Origin of the sequence: Rhizobium sp. CSW-27, assembly GCF_018760785.1 — a bacterium.
Lineage (GTDB): Bacteria > Pseudomonadota > Alphaproteobacteria > Rhizobiales > Rhizobiaceae > Neorhizobium.
This window is the reverse complement of the sequence record NZ_JAHHZO010000002.1, coordinates 482,115-498,764: the sequence shown is the minus strand read 5'-3', so window position 1 is coordinate 498,764 and position 16,650 is coordinate 482,115. Positions and strand designations below refer to the sequence as shown.

At 63.9% G+C, this 16,650-nt stretch carries 16 protein-coding genes; 10 read left to right on the top strand and 6 right to left on the bottom strand.

Going from position 1 to position 16,650, the window contains the following annotated elements:
* Position 1: 1 nt before the first annotated feature.
* Positions 2-1,300 (bottom strand): adenylosuccinate synthase, encoded by a 1,299-nt coding sequence (locus KLP42_RS05920; protein ID WP_215565250.1) that lies wholly within the window; start codon positions 1,298-1,300, stop codon positions 2-4.
* A 182-nt stretch (positions 1,301-1,482) separates the two neighbouring features.
* On the opposite strand from KLP42_RS05920, the gene KLP42_RS05915 reads away from it, so the two are divergent.
* On the top strand, positions 1,483-2,382 hold the full coding sequence (locus KLP42_RS05915) for a DMT family transporter (RefSeq protein ID WP_502941271.1): 900 nt from the start codon (positions 1,483-1,485) through the stop codon (positions 2,380-2,382).
* A 27-nt stretch (positions 2,383-2,409) separates the two neighbouring features.
* Here KLP42_RS05915 and KLP42_RS05910 read toward each other — a convergent pair whose 3' ends face one another.
* The gene (locus tag KLP42_RS05910; protein ID WP_215565248.1) at positions 2,410-2,850 is read right to left on the bottom strand and encodes a transglutaminase-like cysteine peptidase; all 441 of its coding nucleotides are present in this window, start codon (positions 2,848-2,850) and stop codon (positions 2,410-2,412) included.
* Positions 2,851-3,089: 239 nt separating this feature from the next.
* On the opposite strand from KLP42_RS05910, the gene KLP42_RS05905 reads away from it, so the two are divergent.
* Positions 3,090-3,962 (top strand): creatininase family protein, encoded by an 873-nt coding sequence (locus tag KLP42_RS05905; RefSeq protein ID WP_502941270.1) that lies wholly within the window; start codon positions 3,090-3,092, stop codon positions 3,960-3,962.
* Between the two features lie 40 nt (positions 3,963-4,002).
* On the opposite strand, the gene KLP42_RS05900 is transcribed toward KLP42_RS05905, so the two are convergent.
* The gene (locus KLP42_RS05900; protein ID WP_215565246.1) at positions 4,003-4,968 is read right to left on the bottom strand and encodes a LysR family transcriptional regulator; all 966 of its coding nucleotides are present in this window, start codon (positions 4,966-4,968) and stop codon (positions 4,003-4,005) included.
* Positions 4,969-5,149: 181 nt separating this feature from the next.
* On the opposite strand from KLP42_RS05900, the gene KLP42_RS05895 reads away from it, so the two are divergent.
* The 8 genes from KLP42_RS05895 to KLP42_RS05860 all read left to right on the top strand — a co-directional run bounded on the left by KLP42_RS05895 (position 5,150) and on the right by KLP42_RS05860 (position 14,072).
* Entirely contained in the window at positions 5,150-6,166 is a 1,017-nt protein-coding gene (locus KLP42_RS05895) for an ABC transporter substrate-binding protein (RefSeq protein ID WP_215565245.1), read from the top strand.
* 278 nt (positions 6,167-6,444) lie between these two features.
* On the top strand, positions 6,445-7,266 hold the full coding sequence (locus KLP42_RS05890) for an ABC transporter ATP-binding protein (protein ID WP_215565244.1): 822 nt from the start codon (positions 6,445-6,447) through the stop codon (positions 7,264-7,266).
* A complete protein-coding gene (locus KLP42_RS05885) occupies positions 7,266-8,096 on the top strand; it encodes an ABC transporter permease (protein WP_215565243.1) in 831 nt (276 codons plus the stop codon). The genes KLP42_RS05890 and KLP42_RS05885 overlap by 1 nt, the downstream gene beginning before the upstream one ends.
* Positions 8,096-9,403, top strand: coding sequence for a cytosine deaminase (locus tag KLP42_RS05880; protein WP_215565242.1), 1,308 nt, complete (start codon positions 8,096-8,098; stop codon positions 9,401-9,403). The genes KLP42_RS05885 and KLP42_RS05880 overlap by 1 nt, the downstream gene beginning before the upstream one ends.
* Before the next feature lie 4 nt (positions 9,404-9,407).
* A complete protein-coding gene (locus tag KLP42_RS05875) occupies positions 9,408-10,823 on the top strand; it encodes an FAD-binding oxidoreductase (protein WP_215565241.1) in 1,416 nt (471 codons plus the stop codon).
* A 393-nt stretch (positions 10,824-11,216) separates the two neighbouring features.
* Positions 11,217-11,798 (top strand): NAD(P)H-dependent oxidoreductase, encoded by a 582-nt coding sequence (locus KLP42_RS05870; protein WP_215565240.1) that lies wholly within the window; start codon positions 11,217-11,219, stop codon positions 11,796-11,798.
* A 69-nt stretch (positions 11,799-11,867) separates the two neighbouring features.
* Positions 11,868-12,437, top strand: coding sequence for a transglycosylase SLT domain-containing protein (locus KLP42_RS05865; protein ID WP_215565239.1), 570 nt, complete (start codon positions 11,868-11,870; stop codon positions 12,435-12,437).
* A 105-nt stretch (positions 12,438-12,542) separates the two neighbouring features.
* Positions 12,543-14,072 carry a pyruvate kinase gene (locus KLP42_RS05860; protein WP_215565238.1) on the top strand — a complete coding sequence of 510 codons (1,530 nt, stop codon included), beginning with the start codon at positions 12,543-12,545 and terminating at the stop codon, positions 14,070-14,072.
* A gap of 169 nt (positions 14,073-14,241) precedes the next feature.
* On the opposite strand, the gene KLP42_RS05855 is transcribed toward KLP42_RS05860, so the two are convergent.
* The 3 genes from KLP42_RS05855 to KLP42_RS05845 all read right to left on the bottom strand — a co-directional run bounded on the left by KLP42_RS05855 (position 14,242) and on the right by KLP42_RS05845 (position 16,561).
* A complete protein-coding gene (locus tag KLP42_RS05855) occupies positions 14,242-14,643 on the bottom strand; it encodes a RidA family protein (RefSeq protein WP_215565237.1) in 402 nt (133 codons plus the stop codon).
* A gap of 367 nt (positions 14,644-15,010) precedes the next feature.
* Complete coding sequence (locus KLP42_RS05850) at positions 15,011-15,619, bottom strand: alpha/beta hydrolase (protein WP_215565236.1); 609 nt, start codon at positions 15,617-15,619, stop codon at positions 15,011-15,013.
* A 9-nt stretch (positions 15,620-15,628) separates the two neighbouring features.
* Positions 15,629-16,561 (bottom strand): VOC family protein, encoded by a 933-nt coding sequence (locus KLP42_RS05845; RefSeq protein WP_215565235.1) that lies wholly within the window; start codon positions 16,559-16,561, stop codon positions 15,629-15,631.
* Positions 16,562-16,650 lie beyond the last annotated feature (89 nt).

The following is a 16,650-nucleotide window of genomic DNA, read 5'->3' as shown; positions in this document are numbered from 1 at the left end:
CTTAGTCTTCAAACGGGTCGGTCACAAGTATGGTGTCGTCCCGCTCGGGGCTGGTGGAAAGCAGCGCAACCGGCGCACCGATCAGCTCTTCCACCTGACGCACATACTTGATCGCCTGCGCCGGCAGATCCGCCCACTTGCGGGCGCCGACGGTCGATTCCTTCCAGCCTTCCAGCGTGATGTAGATCGGCTCGACGCGGGCCTGCGCCGCCTGGGCCGCCGGGAGATAATCGATCTCCTGGCCATCCAGCTTGTAGCCGACGCAGATCTTCAGCTCGTCGAGACCATCCAGCACGTCGAGCTTTGTCAGCGCGATGCCGGTGATGCCGTTGGTGGCGACCGACTGGCGCACCAGCGCCGCATCGAACCAGCCGCACCGGCGCTTGCGGCCCGTCACCGTGCCGAATTCATGGCCCTTTTCGCCGAGGAACTGGCCGATCTCGTCGGTCAGCTCGGTCGGGAACGGGCCTTCGCCGACACGCGTCGTATAGGCCTTGGTGATGCCGAGAATATAGCCCAGCGCGCCCGGCCCCATGCCGGAACCAGCCGCAGCCTGGCCGGCAACGGTATTGGACGAGGTGACGAAGGGATAGGTGCCGTGGTCGATGTCGAGCAGCGAGCCCTGCGCCCCTTCGAACAGGATGCGCGCACCCTTGCGGCGCTCCTTGTCCAGCATGTTCCACACCGAATCCATGAAGGGCAGCACGCGCTCGGCGATGGAGGTGAGTTCCTCCATGATCGTCTTGTGCTCCACTTCGGCCGCACCGAAGCCGCGGCGCAGGGCGTTGTGGTGGGTGAGGATGCGCTCGACCTTGCCTTCCAGCGCATCGAGATCGGCAAGATCCATGACGCGGATGGCGCGGCGGCCGACCTTGTCCTCATAGGCCGGGCCGATGCCGCGACGGGTGGTGCCGATCTTGGTGCCGCTGTTGGTGGCGGCGTCTTCACGCATGCCGTCCAGCTCGCGGTGCAGCGACAGAATCAGCGTGGCATTTTCGGCAATGCGCAGGTTGGCCGGCGTCACCTCGACACCCTGATCCTTCAGGCGGCCGATTTCGGCGATCAGCGCATGCGGATCGACGACCACGCCATTGCCGATCACGGCCATCTTGCCGGGGCGCACGACGCCCGACGGCAGAAGCGAGAGCTTGTAGCTCACGCCATCGATGACCAGGGTGTGGCCGGCATTGTGGCCGCCCTGGAAACGCACCACGATATCGGCGCGCTCGGAGAGCCAGTCGACAATCTTGCCCTTGCCCTCGTCACCCCATTGCGAACCGACTACCACGACATTCGTCATATCTTAGCTTTCCTGCTCCGTCGCGAGGCCTCTGGCACCCGCCCAAACCGGCGCATCTATACTGTGTCATTTGCGGGAATGCGACCCGTTTGTGACCTTTTCGGCCATTTTTGCGTGACAGGCCCGCACATCAGCGTTTATTGCGGCAACAAAACGACCGGAGGCCAACGGACTTCCGCGTCATGTCCGGGAGGGACGCCTTGCACGTCAAAGCCTATTTCTACCTGATCGTCGCCACGCTCTGCTGGGGTGGAAACGCCGTGGTGGGCAAGCTTGCCGTCGGCCACGTGAGCCCGATGATGCTGACGCTGTGGCGCTGGATCTTCGCCTGCGCCATCATCTTCGCCATTTCCCTGCCGCAGCTGAAGCGCGACTGGCCGGTGGCCAAGACGCACCTGCCGGTGCTGATCTTCCTCGGCGCGGTGGGCTACACCACCTTCAACGTGCTGCTCTACAGCGCCGTGCACTACACCACCGCAATCAACGTGACGATCGAGCAGGCCGGCATTCCCTTCCTGATTTTCCTTGCCAATTTCATCCTGTTTCGCATTCGCGTCTCGCTAGCGCAGGTTCTTGGCTTTTCTCTGACACTGATCGGCGTGGCGCTGACGGCCTCGCATGGCGACCTTGGGACGCTTCTCGCGCTATCGGTGAATTTCGGCGACGGGCTGATGCTGATCGCGGTCGCCGCCTATGCCGCCTATACGATCGCGCTGCGCTGGCGCCCGCCGGTGGACTGGCGCACGCTGATGGCGATCCCGGCGCTCGCCGCAATGATCTGCACCCTGCCGCTGGTGGGCTGGGAATACAGTCGCGGCACGATGATGTGGCCGGATGCGCCGGGCTGGATCGCCGTTCTCTACACGGCCATCTTCGCCTCGCTGGTGGCGCAGATCTTCTACGTGCAGGGCATCATCCACATTGGCGCGAATCGGGCCGGACTGTTCATCAACCTCGTGCCGGTCTTCGGCACGCTGCTCTCGGTGCTGATCATCGGGGAAGACCTGCGTCTTTTCCACATCGTCGCACTGGTGCTGGCGCTCGGCGGCATCGCGATTGCCGAACGCTGGAAGCCGACCTGACAGGCGGGGCGCCCGTTCGGCGCCTGCTCACATATGCGGCGCCCGATTGTCCAGCACCAGGGTTCCGCCTTCGGTCTCGAGAATAAGAACCCGCTCAAACAGGCCTTCGGTGTCCGTCAGATAGCCGATCCGCATGCTGTCGCGGGCGGCGCCGCGCCGCAGCATCTCGTCCTGCTTGATGCGGGCACAGTCGCTGCAGCGGCCGCTATCGTCCCCGCTGCCGGAAAAACCGTCGAAATAGGTGTCCAGCGCGCCAAAACTTTCGTTGACAGCGATATTGAGCGCCTGGACCGCCTGATAATCCGTCTCGTAGGGCTTCTGTTCGGGCATCACGGAGGCGATGGCCGTCTGCGGCATGACGGCGTGGAAGGCCGAGCGGGCAAGGCCTCCGGGGCCGGCGGCCTCGGCCGTGCCCGTGGCGGAAACGGCCAGCACCAGGATCGCGGCAGTCAGGAGAGAGGTCTTCATCGTCTTCGCCCTGTCGTCTCGAACGGCGTTTTCGCCGTTTCGTTTCGGTTCAACGGCCCGTTGGTGCAAGCCGCCCGGAGCCTCTGCTCCAGTCATGACTGAGCTATAACCCCCTTCTTTTTGAAGCGGATTTAAGCGGATGGCGGCAATTTTAGCGAAACACGATTTTTTCCCGTTTCGAGAAAGACACACGCAAAACCGGGAAAGTGCGCGCAAAAAGGCAGCAAGCCGCGCGGAATTTGCTGCTTTTCGTCATCATTGCGATTGGCTTATCGAGGAGTGATCGCAGAAGGAGAACCACCATGGTTGAGGCACCGCGCAAGCCGTTTTACTGGAACGAACTCAACACGCATGATTTCGCCGCGCTGTCGCCCGACCGCACGATCGCGGTTCTGCCGATCGCCTCAACCGAGCAGCACGGACCCCATCTGCCGATCGCCACCGACGTTGCCATCGCCAACGGCATGCTCACGGAACTGCAGCGGCAATTGCCGGACGATCTCGACATCCTGGTGCTGCCCACCCAGGAGATCGGCAAGGCGAACGAACACATCTATGGCCCCGGCACGCTTTCGCTCGGCGCCGACATCCTGATCCCGGCCTGGACGGCGATTGGCAGCAAGGTGGCGGAAGCGGGCCTTCGCAAGATGGTGATCGTCAATTCGCACGGCGGCAATCTCGACATCATGAACATCGTGGCGCGCGAGATCCGCGTGCGGTTCGGCATGGCCGTGGTCGCCACCCAATGGGCGCGCTTCGGGCACCCGGAGGGCATGATCAGCGCGCATGAGCAGGCCTTCGGCATCCATGGCGGCGAGGTGGAAACCTCGCTGATGCTGCATTTCCGCCCCGAGCTGGTGCGGATGGACAAGGCCGAGGATTTCCGCTCGCGGGCAGAGGAGATGAAGGCGCAATCCCGATTCCTGCAGCCGCTGCCGCCGCATGCGCTCGCCTGGATCGCCCACGATCTCAACCCGCATGGGGTGGTGGGCAATGCCAGCGCCGGCACCTCCGAAAAGGGCGAGGCCATCTGCCGCCATCAGGTGGCCGGCTTCATCGAACTGCTGCGCGATCTGGAACGCTATCCGCTCTCCAACCTCTACAGCCGCTGAAGCCGGCCATGGCCCGACGACATGCGGCAGCCATCGGTCACTATTCGCGGCCGATGGCTGCCGTGCCCGTCTGGCGAGGCACATGCCCTTTCGCCTCCAGTTCCGCCACCAGCTGGCCGAGTTCGGTCAGCAGGAATTCGACGAACAGGCTGGCCGCCGCGTCGAGCGTGGCGCGCGCCCGGGTAAAGATCTTCATCGGCTGGTGGCGGCGATAGGGTTCCGACAGAGGCCGGAAGACGAGTTCGCCGCGACGGCATTCCCCCAGCACGTCGAGCGGATTGAGAAAGGTGAGGCCCGTGCCGCGCTTGACCAGATGGCGCAGCGTTTCCGGCGCGCCGGTTTCCACCACCGGCTCCACCGGCACCGGCAGCGGCGCCAGAATGAGGTTGATCATGGTGCGCAGGCTCATGCCGGGCTGGGCGAGCACCAGCGGCTCCTGCACCACCTTGGCAAGATCGACAGGCCCGCCTTCCGCTGCCAGCCGGTGATCGGGCGGCAGCACGACGCCGATCGGAATGTCGAAGCTCGCCAGCGTCCTGAGGCCGGGAGTTGCCGGGATGTTGAAGCCGATGCCGATCTCCACCTCGCCCGACAGCACCGGATTGGCCGTGGTGGTGGCGCCATCGATGGCGAGCTGGATGCGGATGCGCGGATGCCGCTCCACGAAACGCGCCACGATTTCCGGCATCGGCCCGGCGGCAAGACCGACCGTGGACACCATCGAGACGCGGCCGGCCTGCGGCATCTTCAGCCCCCGGACCCGGGTTTCCAGCTTGTCATAGGCCTTCAGCACCTCGCGGATATGCTCGATGCACAGTTCACCCGCCGCAGTCAGGCGCAGGCCGCGTGGCATGCGCTCGAAGATCGGCACGCCGAGCTCCTCCTCGAGCGCGAGAATCTGGCGGTTGATCGCGGAGGAGGCCACGTTCAGCCGCGCCGCCGCCTTGCGGATGGAGCCGCAGCGGGCAATTTCGTCGATATACTGAAGCTTGCGGGAATGGAGCATCGGAAGACCATTGCTTAAATTTTGTTCATGGCGCACACTTTATGCAAGTTTGCGGCCAGCGCTGCCTGAAAGGCATCAATCCGTGCGAATTTTGATGCTTTTCAAAGCGCAAAAGCAATGGCTGAAATGGAAAAAAGGCATGGCGCGGGAAAGCGCCACACCACAACAAGGGAACGGTCGGATGGAACAGCTGCGAAAGACACACGCATATCTGGCAGGCCTGGCGCTTGCCATCGGCCTTGCCGCCGCCGGTTCGGCAGAGGCGCTCGATGAGGTTTCCTACGGCACCAACTGGCTGGCCCAGGCGGAGCATGGCGGCTTCTACCAGGCCGTGGCCGACGGCACCTATGAGAAATACGGGCTGAAGGTTACGATCGTTCAGGGCGGCCCGAACGCCGCCAACCGGTCGCTGCTGATCGCCGGCAAGGTGGATTTCTACATGGGCGGCCCGCTGGGCGACATGGATGCCGTCAAGCAAGGCATTCCGATCCTGTCCGTCGCCTCTATCTTCCAGAAGGACCCGCAGGTTCTGCTGGCGCATCCGGATGTCGGCGTCGACAGCTTCGGCGATCTCGCCAAGCTCGACACCATCTTCATGGGCAAGGAAGGCTACGTCACCTACTTCGAATGGATGAAGAAGAACTTCAAGGGCTTCAAGGAAGAGCAATACAAGCCCTATACCTTCAACCCGGCCCCCTTCATCGCCGACAAGAAGTCCGCGCAGCAGGGCTACCTCACCTCCGAGCCCTACGAGATCGAGAAGCAGGCCGGCTGGGCGCCGAAGGTCTTCCTGCTGGCCGATGCCGGCTACAGCCCCTACTCCACCATGATCACCACTACGCAGAAGATGGTGGATAGCAAGCCGGATGTCGTCCAGCGCTTCGTCGATGCCTCGATCGAGGGCTGGTACAACTATCTCTACGGCGACAATGCCAAGGCCAACGCGCTGATCAAGAAGGACAATCCGGAGATGACGGATGGCCAGATCGCCTATTCCATCGCCAAGATGAAGGAATACGGCATCGTGGAGTCCGGCGATGCGCTGGCAAAGGGCATCGGCTGCATCACCGACGCGCGCTACAAGCAGTTCTTCGAGGAAATGGTGTCCATCGGCGTGGAGCCGAAGGATCTCGACTACAAGAAGGCCTACACCACCCAGTTCGTCTGCAAGGGCGTGGGCATGGCGCTGAAGAAATAGGGATGAAGTCCCCTCCCCACAAGGGGGAGGGGTTTCACTGCCACGCTCTCGCTTCGAGCGGAGATTGACGGTGCGACAGGCCAGAGGCGGTGTTCTGCTGAAGCCCCGGGGGAGTACCCCATATCCTTCAGGGACCTCATGTCTTCCAACTTCGCTTCAGCGTGCCAATGATGTCCCCTCCCCCCGTCCTACGGGGAGAGGCTTAGGGTGAGGGGCAAACCGCGGCGTGGCCGTAACTGCCGCACCGGCCCCTGTGACTGAAAACCGTAAGGCCTTTGATGAACACGACAGACACTCCACCCTCCCCATCCCCCAGGCGCCCGCTGGTGGTGATGTCCAACGTGTCGAAAAGCTTTTCCAGCGGCACGCTGGCACTGTCCGACATGTCGCTGACCGTCGAGGGCGGCGAATTCGTCAGCCTGCTCGGCCCCTCCGGCTGCGGCAAGTCCACGGCGCTGAGGATCATCGCGGGCCTTGGCGATGTCACCGCCGGCACCATCGACTGGCCGGCCTCGCGCATCAACGCCAGGGGCCTGCCGGAGGGCGACATCTCCTTCGTGTTCCAGGAGCCGACGCTGATGCCCTGGCAGACGGTGTTCGGCAATGTCTACCTGCCGCTGCGCCTGAAGGGCATCTCCAAGACGGCGGCGCGCGACACCATCATGACCTGTCTGGACACCGTGGGACTGAAGGATTTTGCGGAGGCCTATCCGCGCGAACTGTCCGGCGGCATGAAGATGCGCGTCTCGATTGCCCGTGCGCTGGTGACGAAGCCGAAGCTGCTATTGATGGACGAGCCCTTTGCGGCGCTCGACGAGATCACCCGCCAGAAGCTGAACGACGACGTTTTGCGCCTGTGGCGGGAGACGGGCATCACCGTGATCTTCGTCACCCATTCGGTGTTCGAGAGCGCCTATCTCTCCAACCGCATCGTGGTGATGAAGGCAAGGCCCGGCCGCGTGCATGCGGATTTTCCGTTGGAGACGAGCCTCGAACGGGGGCCTCTGTACCGCGCCTCGGAAGACTATCGCGCCGCCTGCGAAAAGGTCTCGGCCGCCCTTCTCGACGCCATGGGCGGCGAAGCCATGGAGATGCACTGATGAGCACGGCCTCTCCCCTCCCGACCGCCGCTTCCGCCGCGAAAAACCGCGAAACGCTGCTGCGCATCCTGATCCCGATCCTCGTCGTCGTGGCGCTGGTGCTGATCTGGCAGGGGCTGGTCACGGCCACCGGCGTGCCGCAATATATCCTGCCCGGCCCGGCCGCCGTCGCGCGATCGCTGGTGACCGACTGGGGCACGCTTGCACCGGCGCTGTGGGTGACCACGCAGATCACCATGGCCGCCCTCGGCCTTGCGCTCCTCGGCGGCGTCGGCATCGCCATCTTCCTCGTCCAGTCGAAATGGATCGAGACGGCCTTTTATCCGATCGCCGTCATCCTGCAGGTCACGCCGATCGTGGCGATCGCACCGCTGATCCTCATCTATGCGCCGACCACCCAGGTGGCGCTGCTGATCTGCGCCTTCCTCGTCGCTTTCTTCCCCATTCTTTCCAACATGGTGCAGGGGTTGAAGAGCGTCGACCACAACCTGCTGAACCTGTTCGATCTCTATGGCGCCTCACGCTGGCAGACGCTGATCTACCTGAAGCTTCCGGCCTCCCTGCCCTATTTCATGACGGGGCTCAGGATCGGCGGCGGACTGTCGCTGATTGCCGCCGTGGTGGCGGAATTTGCGGCCGGCTCCGCCGGCGCCGGGTCCGGCCTCGCCTTCCGCCTGCTCGAAGCACAGTACCGGCTGAACATCCCGCGCCTGTTTGCCGCCCTCGTGCTGCTCTCGGCGCTTGGCGTGGTGATCTTCGGCATCACCTCCTTCATTGCCTGGCTTGGACTGCACCGCTGGCACGAAAGCAGCGTCCGGAGAGAAAACTGATGGAATTCGCCGATCTTCCGAAGGCCCCGCACTTCGTTCTTGCCAATGCCACCCTGCCCGCCATTGCCGTGGAAGGCTTTGTGGCACCGGCGAAGGAAGGCCTCGTTGCCGCCGATCTGGTGATTGCCAACGGCCGCATCGATGCCATTCTGGCGCCCGGCACGGCGCCCGCCGCCCTGCCGCGCACCGATCTGCGCGACGGCATGGTCTGGCCCTGTTTCGTCGACATGCACACCCATCTCGACAAGGGCCATATCTGGGAGCGTCGCCGCAATCCGGACGGCACCTTCATGGGCGCGCTGGAAAATGTCAGTGCGGATCGCACCGCCCGATGGTCGGCGGACGACGTGCGGGCGCGCATGGAATTCTCGCTGAAGACCGCCTATGCCCACGGCACCAGCCTGATCCGCACGCATCTTGACAGCATTCCGCCGCAGCACCGCATTTCCTTCGAGGTGTTTTCCGAAATCCGCGACGAGTGGAAGGACAGGATCGCCCTTCAGGCGGTCGCGCTGCTGCCGCTCGACGCGGTGCTGGACGACGCCGTGTTCGGTGACATCGTTGCGGTGACGAAACGCCATGGCGGCCTGCTGGGCGGGGCCACGCGCATCCTGCCGGATTTCGAAAACATCCTCGAAACGCTGTTTCGGGCAGCCTCCGATAATGGACTCGACATCGACCTGCATGTGGACGAGACCGAGGACAAGCAGGTCCTGACCCTGAAGACCATTGCCGAAATCAAGCTGAAGACCGGCTTCGAGGGTGCGGTCACCGTCGGCCATTGCTGCTCGCTGGCGAGACAGGACGACGATCTCGCCAAACGCACCATCGATCTGGTGGCGGAGGCCGGGCTGTCGGTCGTCTCGCTGCCGATGTGCAACATGTATCTGCAGGACCGCCATGCCGGGCGCACGCCGCGCTGGCGGGGTGTGACGCTCTTCCACGAACTGGCAGCCGCCGGCGTGAAGACCGCCGTCTCCTCCGACAACACGCGCGATCCCTTCTATGCCTATGGCGATCTCGACGCGGTGGAAGTGTTCCGCGAGGCGGTGCGCATCCTGCACCTCGACCACCCGCTGGACGAGGCCGCGCGCGTCGTCACCACCACGCCGGCCGACATTCTGGCTAGTCCGGATCTCGGCCGCATCCGCGCCGGGACACCGGCCGATCTCGTGCTGTTTTCGGCGCGCCGCTGGAGCGAATTCCTTTCCCGTCCGCAGGCGGACCGCATCGTGATGCGGAATGGCATGGGCATCGACCGCCGCCTGCCGGATTACCGTGACCTTGACCCGATCATGAGCGAGTGACGACATGGCCGATTACGCGAAAATCAAGCAGGAACTCGATGGCATCGCGGTGGAGGACAATCCGGCTCTGGTGCGCCAGAAGAGCCGGGATTTCTACTGGTATTCGCCGGTCCTGAAGGCCGAGCTGGACAATGTCACCGCCGATCTCGTCGTCTCGCCGAAATCGGAGGAAGAGGTCATCCGCACGCTGAAGGTGGCCTTTGCGCATGGCGTGCCGGTGACCCCGCGCGGCGCCGGCACCGGCAATTACGGCCAGGCCATGCCGCTTTCCGGCGGTATCGTTCTGAACCTCATCAACATGAACAGGGTCAAGGAAATCCATCCCGGCCGCGTCATCTGCGAGCCCGGCATCGTGATTTCCGAACTGGACCGGCAGACGAAGGCGCATTCCGGCCAGGAACTGCGTTTCCACCCGTCCACCGCCCAGACGGCCACCATCGGCGGCTTCATCGCCGGCGGTTCCGGCGGTGTCGGCTCGATCCACTGGGGAGGCCTGCGCGATCTCGGCAATATCCTGCGCCTGCGGGTCGTCACCATGGAGGCGGAACCGCGCGTGCTGGAACTTCAGGCCTGGGACCTGCAGAAGGTCAGCCACGCCTATGGCACCAACGGCATCATCACCGAGGTGGAAATGCCGCTCGCCCCCGCCTATGACTGGGTAGACGTGCTGGTCGGCTATGACGACTTCATGGACGCCGTGCGCCTGTCGGATGCGCTCGCCCACAAGAACGGCCTGCTGCTGAAGGAGGTGGCGCCCATTGCCGCGCCGATCCCCTACGACTATTTCCCGCGCCACAAGCCGTTCATCCGCCATCGCGGCCAGTCGATCGTGGTGCTGATGGTCGCGCCGCATTCCATCGAGCCGCTGCTGGCGCTGACCGAGCGCATGAAGGGCGAAATCCTCTTCCGCTCCGACAAGGTGGAGAGCATGAAGGGCATTCCGCATGCCTATGAACTCTGCTGGAACCATACGACGCTGCGGGCGCTGAAGGTCGATCCCAGCTTCACCTATCTGCAGGTGCAGTATCCGAGCCCGGACCATGTCGCCAAGGTCGGCAAGATGGTGGAGATCTTTGGCGACGAGGTGCCCGGCCATCTGGAGTTCATCAAGTTCGACGGCCGCATGCAATGCTCCGGCCTGCCGCTGGTGCGCTACACGACGAAGGAGCGGCTGGAGGAGATCATCCGCATTCACGAGGACAATGGCTGCCCGATCTTCAACCCGCACCGCTACACGCTGGAGGAAGGCGGCATGAAACAGACCGACGAGGTTCAGCTTGCCTTCAAGAAGGAAACCGATCCGATGGGTCTGCTGAACCCCGGCAAGATGATTGCCTGGGACAATCCGGACTTCGATTTCAAGGCCGGCAAGAACTACCTCTTCCCCGGTTTGCAGGCGTTTGCGGAAGCGGGGAAGTGAGATCGCTTGAATTTGCGGCTGGGGGGCTCCCCCTCACCCGGCCTCCGCTTCGCTCGGCCCCCCCTCTCCCCAAGGGGAGAGGAGAACCGTAAACGGTGTGGCCCATCCCTTCCCCCTCGGGGAGAAGGTGCCCGAAGGGCGAATGAGGGGGCCACGCCGAGCAATCATTGCAGTTCAGGAAGGACATCGCTGACAATCACCGCCAACCCATCCATTCCGAAGGTACTCCCGGCCGGCTCCGCCGGCCCATGCGTTAACGCACATGGCATCGTGTCTCTCTCGGCTGGGCGGCGAGGGAATGCGGTGCTGGGACAAACGGCGCGGAAGTTTTGACTTGAACCCCGATCGGCCCGGGAAGCGGCACCCGGCGGGCAACAGCTTGGAGCTTTTCACATGCGCGTACTCGTTCTGCATTCCCATCCCGTCGAGGAAAGCTACGGCAAGGCCCTGTTCCGCAAGACCTGCGAGAGCCTGGCGCGAGCCGGCCATCAGGTGGATGCCTGCGATCTTTATGCGGAAGGCTTCGATCCGGTACTGTCCGCCCATGGGCGGCGCATCTATCACGATTATCCGGAGAACATGGCGGGGCTGGAGCCCTATGTGGAACGGCTGAAGGCCGCGCAGGGCCTCGTCATCTGCACGCCGGTGTGGAATTTCGGCTTCCCCGCCATGCTGAAGGGCTATTTCGACCGGGTCTGGCTGCCGGGCGTCTCCTTCGCGCTTGAGGACGGCAAGCTGACGCCGACGCTGCGCCATATCGAGAAACTCGCCGCCGTGCTCACCTATGGCGGCACGCCGATGCGGGCCTTCCTGGTCGGCAACCCACCAAAGAAGGTCGTCACCCGCGTCATCCGCGCCCAGATCAAGATCGGCGCGCCGGTGAAGTTTCTCGCGCATTACGACATGAACAACTGCACGCCGGAAACCCGCGCCGCCTTCCTGTCGAAGGTGGAACGGGAAATGGAGCGTTTCTGACACCCTCTCATTTAAACGTTTAATTAAATTTTCCGCGCTAGATCCGATGAAGGAACAAGAGGTCTAGCGATGCGCATTGCCATCTTCATCGCCCTTCTGGTTCTTGCCGGCTGCGGAACTGCACCGAGCAGGATCGACAATATCTGCGCCATCTTCGCGCAGAAGGACGGGCTCTTCAACAACTGGGCGCGCGAGGCCAACAAGGCATCGCAGCGTTATGGCGTGCCCGTGCCCGTGCTGATGGCGACCATCTACACCGAATCCGGTTTCCGGGCCCATGCGCGCCCGCCGCGCACCATGCTGCTGGGCTTCATTCCCTGGACGCGCCCTTCTTCCGCCTATGGCTATGCGCAGGCACTGGACGGCACCTGGGAAACCTACAAGAACGAAACCGGCCGCTGGGGCGCCAGCCGCTCGGATTTCGGCGATGCCGTCGATTTTGTCGGCTGGTATCACCGCAAGAGCCACGACCGAAACGGCATCGCGCTGACGGATGGCTATCGTCTCTACCTCGCCTATTATTCCGGCCACAGCGGCTATGAGCGCGGCCAGTTCTCCTCCGGCACCCGCGCGGCGGCAGAACGCTCCGCAGGTATTGCCAGCCGGTATGAAAACCAGTTGCGCGCCTGCGGCTACTGAACACAATCCTGCCAGCTTTTGCGCTGGCGCAAAGACAGCACGGCATCCGTCACACCATCGTCACCTCCGCATCGCAGCGTCTCACCAGCGATGCGGAGACCGATCATGCCGAACACAGCCACAGACCTGAACCACCTTGCCTCCCCGGAAACCGCAGAGGATGCCGAGCTCGGCTCCCTCTTCGCCGACATGCTGTTCCTGCGCCAGTCCATCGCGCAGGAAACCGCAACGCTCGTCGAGCAGCTGGCGGGCAGCGCGGACCTGCCGCCGGCCGAGGAAGCGCGGCTTGCCAATCTCGCCGATTACCTGACGCTACGCCGCCGCGACATCCGCCCGCTGCAGCGCCGCCTGATGCGCCTTGGCTTTTCCTCGCTCGGCCGGCTGGAAAGCCGCGTGCTGCCGACCTTCGATGCGACGCTGGCAAGCCTTGCCGCCGCCGCCGGCCGCCCCGCCCCCTTTGCCCGGCCGACTGAGGAAACCTTCTTTCGCGGCGAAGCGGATCTCGTGACCGCCACCGACGCCCTGTTCGGCGATGCGCCTGCCCAGCGCCGCGGCCGCATCATGGTGACACTGCCGAGCGAAGCGGCGGGCGATCCGGACCTCATCCTCGACCTGGTACGCCGCGGCATGAACATTGCCCGCATCAACTGCGCCCATGACGACCGCGCTGCCTGGCTGGCCATGACCGCGCATGTGCGCGCGGCCGGCGAGAGGCTCGGCGTCTGCGTGCGCGTGCTGATGGACATTGCCGGGCCGAAGATCCGTACCGAACAGGTCATGCCGGAGAAGAAGGGCAAGCTGCAGGTGAACGACCTGTTCCGCCTGGTGGCGGCGGGCGAACCGGCGCTCATCGACGGTGTCACCGCCTGCGCCTCCGTCTCGCTGCCCGAAATCGTCACCCGCCTCTCCGTCGGCGATCGCGTACGCTATGATGACGGCAAGCTGGAAGGCGTGGTGGAGGCCCGCACGCTGACAGACGCGATCATCCGCGTCACCCATTGCAAGACCGGCGGCACCAAGATGAAGCCGGAAAAGGGGCTGAACCTGCCCGACACGGCGCTTGGCCTTTCGCCGCTCACCACCAAGGACGAGGCCGACCTTTCGACCGTCGTCGAATGCGCGGACATGCTGGGCTATTCCTTTGTCAGCCGGCCGGAGGACATCGACCTTCTGGAGGCAGCCCTTGCCCGCAGTCTCCCGCGTGAAACACCGCTCGGGCTCGTCGCCAAGATCGAGCAGCCGGAGGCGGTACGCAACCTGCCTTCGCTGATCGCCGCGGCATTCCGCCACCAGCGGCCGTTCGGCGTGATGATCGCCCGCGGCGATCTCGCCGCCGAAATCGGCTTTGATCGCGTCGCGGAAATGCAGGAGGAAATCCTGTGGATCTGCGAAGCCGCTTCCGTGCCGACCATCTGGGCGACCCAGGTGCTGGAGGATCTGGTGAAGACCGGCCTTCCCTCGCGCGGCGAAATGACCGACGCCGCCATGGCCGCCCGCGCCGAATGCGTGATGCTGAACAAGGGCCCCGCCGTGGCAGAAGCCGTCTCGCTGCTCGATCACCTGCTCTCGCGCATGGACGGCCACATCTTCAAGAAGACGCCGATGCTGCGGGCGCTGAAAAGCTGGCAGGAGTGATATGGTCCGGCTGGCGTGAGCGTCGTTGCGCCCCCTCATCCGGCCTGTCGGCCACCTTCTCCCCGCGGGGGAGAAGGGAGGGACGAGGCGCATGGCTCGGTCGGGTGCCCGGAGGGCGAATGAAGGGGCTCCCTTGGGAGAACCGGGCGGCGGAGGAAACCTTCGCCCTTCACACCACCTTCGCCGCCGTCACCTCCACCTCGACCAGGAATTCGGGCCGGGTGAACCCGCCGACCACGATCAGCGTGGAGACCGGCTTAGGCTCCAGCGTGTAGCGGTCGCGCACCGCCATGTAGGCGGCGAAATCCTCGCGCTTCGTGACGAAACCGGAGATGCGGATGACGTCCGCAAAGCTCATGCCGGCCTCCGCCAGAATGGCCCTGATCGCCTCGAAGCAGAGCTCCGCCTGACCCGTCACATCCGACGGGATCGTGTCGTCCGGGGCAATGCCGAGCTGACCGGAGGTGACCAGCAACTGAGCCCCCGGCGGCACCAGAAGTCCGTGATTGTAATGGCCGAAGGGTTTGCGGACGGAGGGCGGGTTGAAGACCTGTTTTTCCGATGACGCCATGCCGACCTCTCCTGATTCTGTGGGTATCGAGGAAAGTATAGCGGCGGCGGGACGGGCCGGAAGGGAAAATGCCGCAGCCTAACGAGACGGCGTTTCCGCAATGGGAAGCGAGCCCCCTGATGACAATACCAATACCTTTTCTGGCTGATGGCAGCTCGCAACGGGAGGACACGGACCTCTCCTCGCTCGTCATCCTCGGGCTTGACCCGAGGATCCATCGCCGCAGTCCGTTGCCTGCCTGACTTTGTCCCGATAGCCGCTGACGCCGACCTGGATCCTCGGGTCAAGCCCGAGGATGACGACGAATTAGGTCGCTCAGGTCAACAGGCCTGTAACCGGGGATGAAAGAGCCCATAACAGCAAGGCTTCAAGCCCCGTAAGGCGCCAGAAACCGCTTTACCGCCTCGATCTCGTTGCTGCGGATCTCGTGGCTGCCGGGATGCCAGTCGAGGCTCACCTCCTCGCCCTGGGCTGCGAAATAATCCGCGAGCGACTGCGTCAGCGGCACCGGGCAGATCGGGTCGCGCTCGCCGGCGGTGATCAGCACCCGGCCGGATCCCGCTCGCGGCGTCGGCTGGAAGGGGATCAGCGGATGCATCAGTATCGAGGCGGCAAACAGGCCGGGATGCTCGATGACCACATTGGCAAGGATGTTGGCGCCATTGGAGAAGCCGAGACCGATCACCGGGCCTGCAGAGGCCGCATCCCGATGGGCGGCAACGAAGGCCGCCATCTTTTGCGTGGCGCGCGCCAGATCCTCCAGATCATAGAGACCTTCGGCCCGGCGGCGGAAGAAGCGGGCGGCGCCATGTTCGGAGACATCACCGCGCGGCGAGATCACCGTGGCCTCCGGCAGCAGGCGGCTGCCGAAGTCGAAGAACTGGTTCTCGTCGCCGCCGGTGCCATGGAAGACGAAGAGAATGGGCGCGCCCGCTTTCCCGGGGCGCGCGTGGTGAACATAGGCATTCGTGCTCATGATCGGTCCTCAGCCTTCCAGCTTTTCCAGGTGCTCTTCCAAATAGGAGCGCAGATGGGCATGCTGGGTCGGCAGCTTCAGGGCTTCGCCGAGATGGGCGGTGTCCTCGTCGCGGTCGAAGCCCGGTTCGTTGGTGGCGATTTCAAACAGCACGCCGCCCGGCGTGCGGAAATAGATCGCCCAGAAGTAATCACGGTCGATGACCGGGGTGACCTGATAACCGGTCTCCATCAGGGCCTTGCGGACCTCCAGCTGCTTTTCGCGGTTTTCGACCGCAAAGGCGATGTGGTGCACCGAACCGGCGCCGAGATTGGCGCGGGCAATGTTCGGCATCGTTTCGATGTCGATGGTGTCGGCACCGTTGCCGCCGGGAATGGCCAGACGCGTGACGCCGTCCTTGTGATCGACCTGCTCATAGCCCATGAACTTCAGAAGTTCGACGGTGGCGCCCTCATCGCGCAGGCGCATGGAGGCTGAGTGGAAACCTCGGATCGCGTGATCGGCATCCACACCATTGCCGGTCCAGGGGGCACGGGCATCATCCTTCACCTCGACCAGCGCAAAACCGTCGCCATCGGGGCCGAAGAAGTTGAGGCGCTTCTCGCCGAAGGCTTCATCGACCTTCAACTCCAGGCTGCCCTTGGCGGCAAGACGCTCACCCCAGTAGCCGATCGAGCCCTGCGGCACGGAAAACACCGTGGCGCCCACCTCGCCGGTGCCGGGACGGCCCTTGGCAATGTGCGGGAACGGGAAGTAGGTCATCACCGAACCCGGCGTTCCCACTTCGTCGCCATAATAGAGATGGTAGACATCCGGCGCATCGAAGTTGACGGTCTTCTTCACGCGGCGAAGGCCGAGCGTATCGGTGAAGAACCGGTTGTTGGTGCGGGCGCTCGCGGCCATCGACGTGACGTGATGCAGCCCCTTGATCTGGTTCAGCATGGCTTACCCCTTTGTCTTCGAAATCTGCGGGCCGGTGATCGGTCCGCTTGTCTGGGGTGAAGATGGTCGCTTTTGATCGCGACGCATAG

Bases quoted from the DNA above. Each gene is read 5' to 3' on its own strand.
- KLP42_RS05920 (WP_215565250.1), bottom strand. From the start codon at position 1,300: ATGACGAATGTCGTGGTAGTCGGTTCGCAATGGGGTGACGAGGGCAAG.
- KLP42_RS05915 (WP_502941271.1), top strand. From the start codon at position 1,483: ATGTCCGGGAGGGACGCCTTGCACGTCAAAGCCTATTTCTACCTGATC.
- KLP42_RS05910 (WP_215565248.1), bottom strand. From the start codon at position 2,850: ATGAAGACCTCTCTCCTGACTGCCGCGATCCTGGTGCTGGCCGTTTCC.
- KLP42_RS05900 (WP_215565246.1), bottom strand. From the start codon at position 4,968: ATGCTCCATTCCCGCAAGCTTCAGTATATCGACGAAATTGCCCGCTGC.
- KLP42_RS05895 (WP_215565245.1), top strand. From the start codon at position 5,150: ATGGAACAGCTGCGAAAGACACACGCATATCTGGCAGGCCTGGCGCTT.
- KLP42_RS05890 (WP_215565244.1), top strand. From the start codon at position 6,445: ATGAACACGACAGACACTCCACCCTCCCCATCCCCCAGGCGCCCGCTG.
- KLP42_RS05885 (WP_215565243.1), top strand. From the start codon at position 7,266: ATGAGCACGGCCTCTCCCCTCCCGACCGCCGCTTCCGCCGCGAAAAAC.
- KLP42_RS05880 (WP_215565242.1), top strand. From the start codon at position 8,096: ATGGAATTCGCCGATCTTCCGAAGGCCCCGCACTTCGTTCTTGCCAAT.
- KLP42_RS05875 (WP_215565241.1), top strand. From the start codon at position 9,408: ATGGCCGATTACGCGAAAATCAAGCAGGAACTCGATGGCATCGCGGTG.
- KLP42_RS05870 (WP_215565240.1), top strand. From the start codon at position 11,217: ATGCGCGTACTCGTTCTGCATTCCCATCCCGTCGAGGAAAGCTACGGC.
- KLP42_RS05865 (WP_215565239.1), top strand. From the start codon at position 11,868: ATGCGCATTGCCATCTTCATCGCCCTTCTGGTTCTTGCCGGCTGCGGA.
- KLP42_RS05860 (WP_215565238.1), top strand. From the start codon at position 12,543: ATGCCGAACACAGCCACAGACCTGAACCACCTTGCCTCCCCGGAAACC.
- KLP42_RS05855 (WP_215565237.1), bottom strand. From the start codon at position 14,643: ATGGCGTCATCGGAAAAACAGGTCTTCAACCCGCCCTCCGTCCGCAAA.
- KLP42_RS05850 (WP_215565236.1), bottom strand. From the start codon at position 15,619: ATGAGCACGAATGCCTATGTTCACCACGCGCGCCCCGGGAAAGCGGGC.
- KLP42_RS05845 (WP_215565235.1), bottom strand. From the start codon at position 16,561: ATGCTGAACCAGATCAAGGGGCTGCATCACGTCACGTCGATGGCCGCG.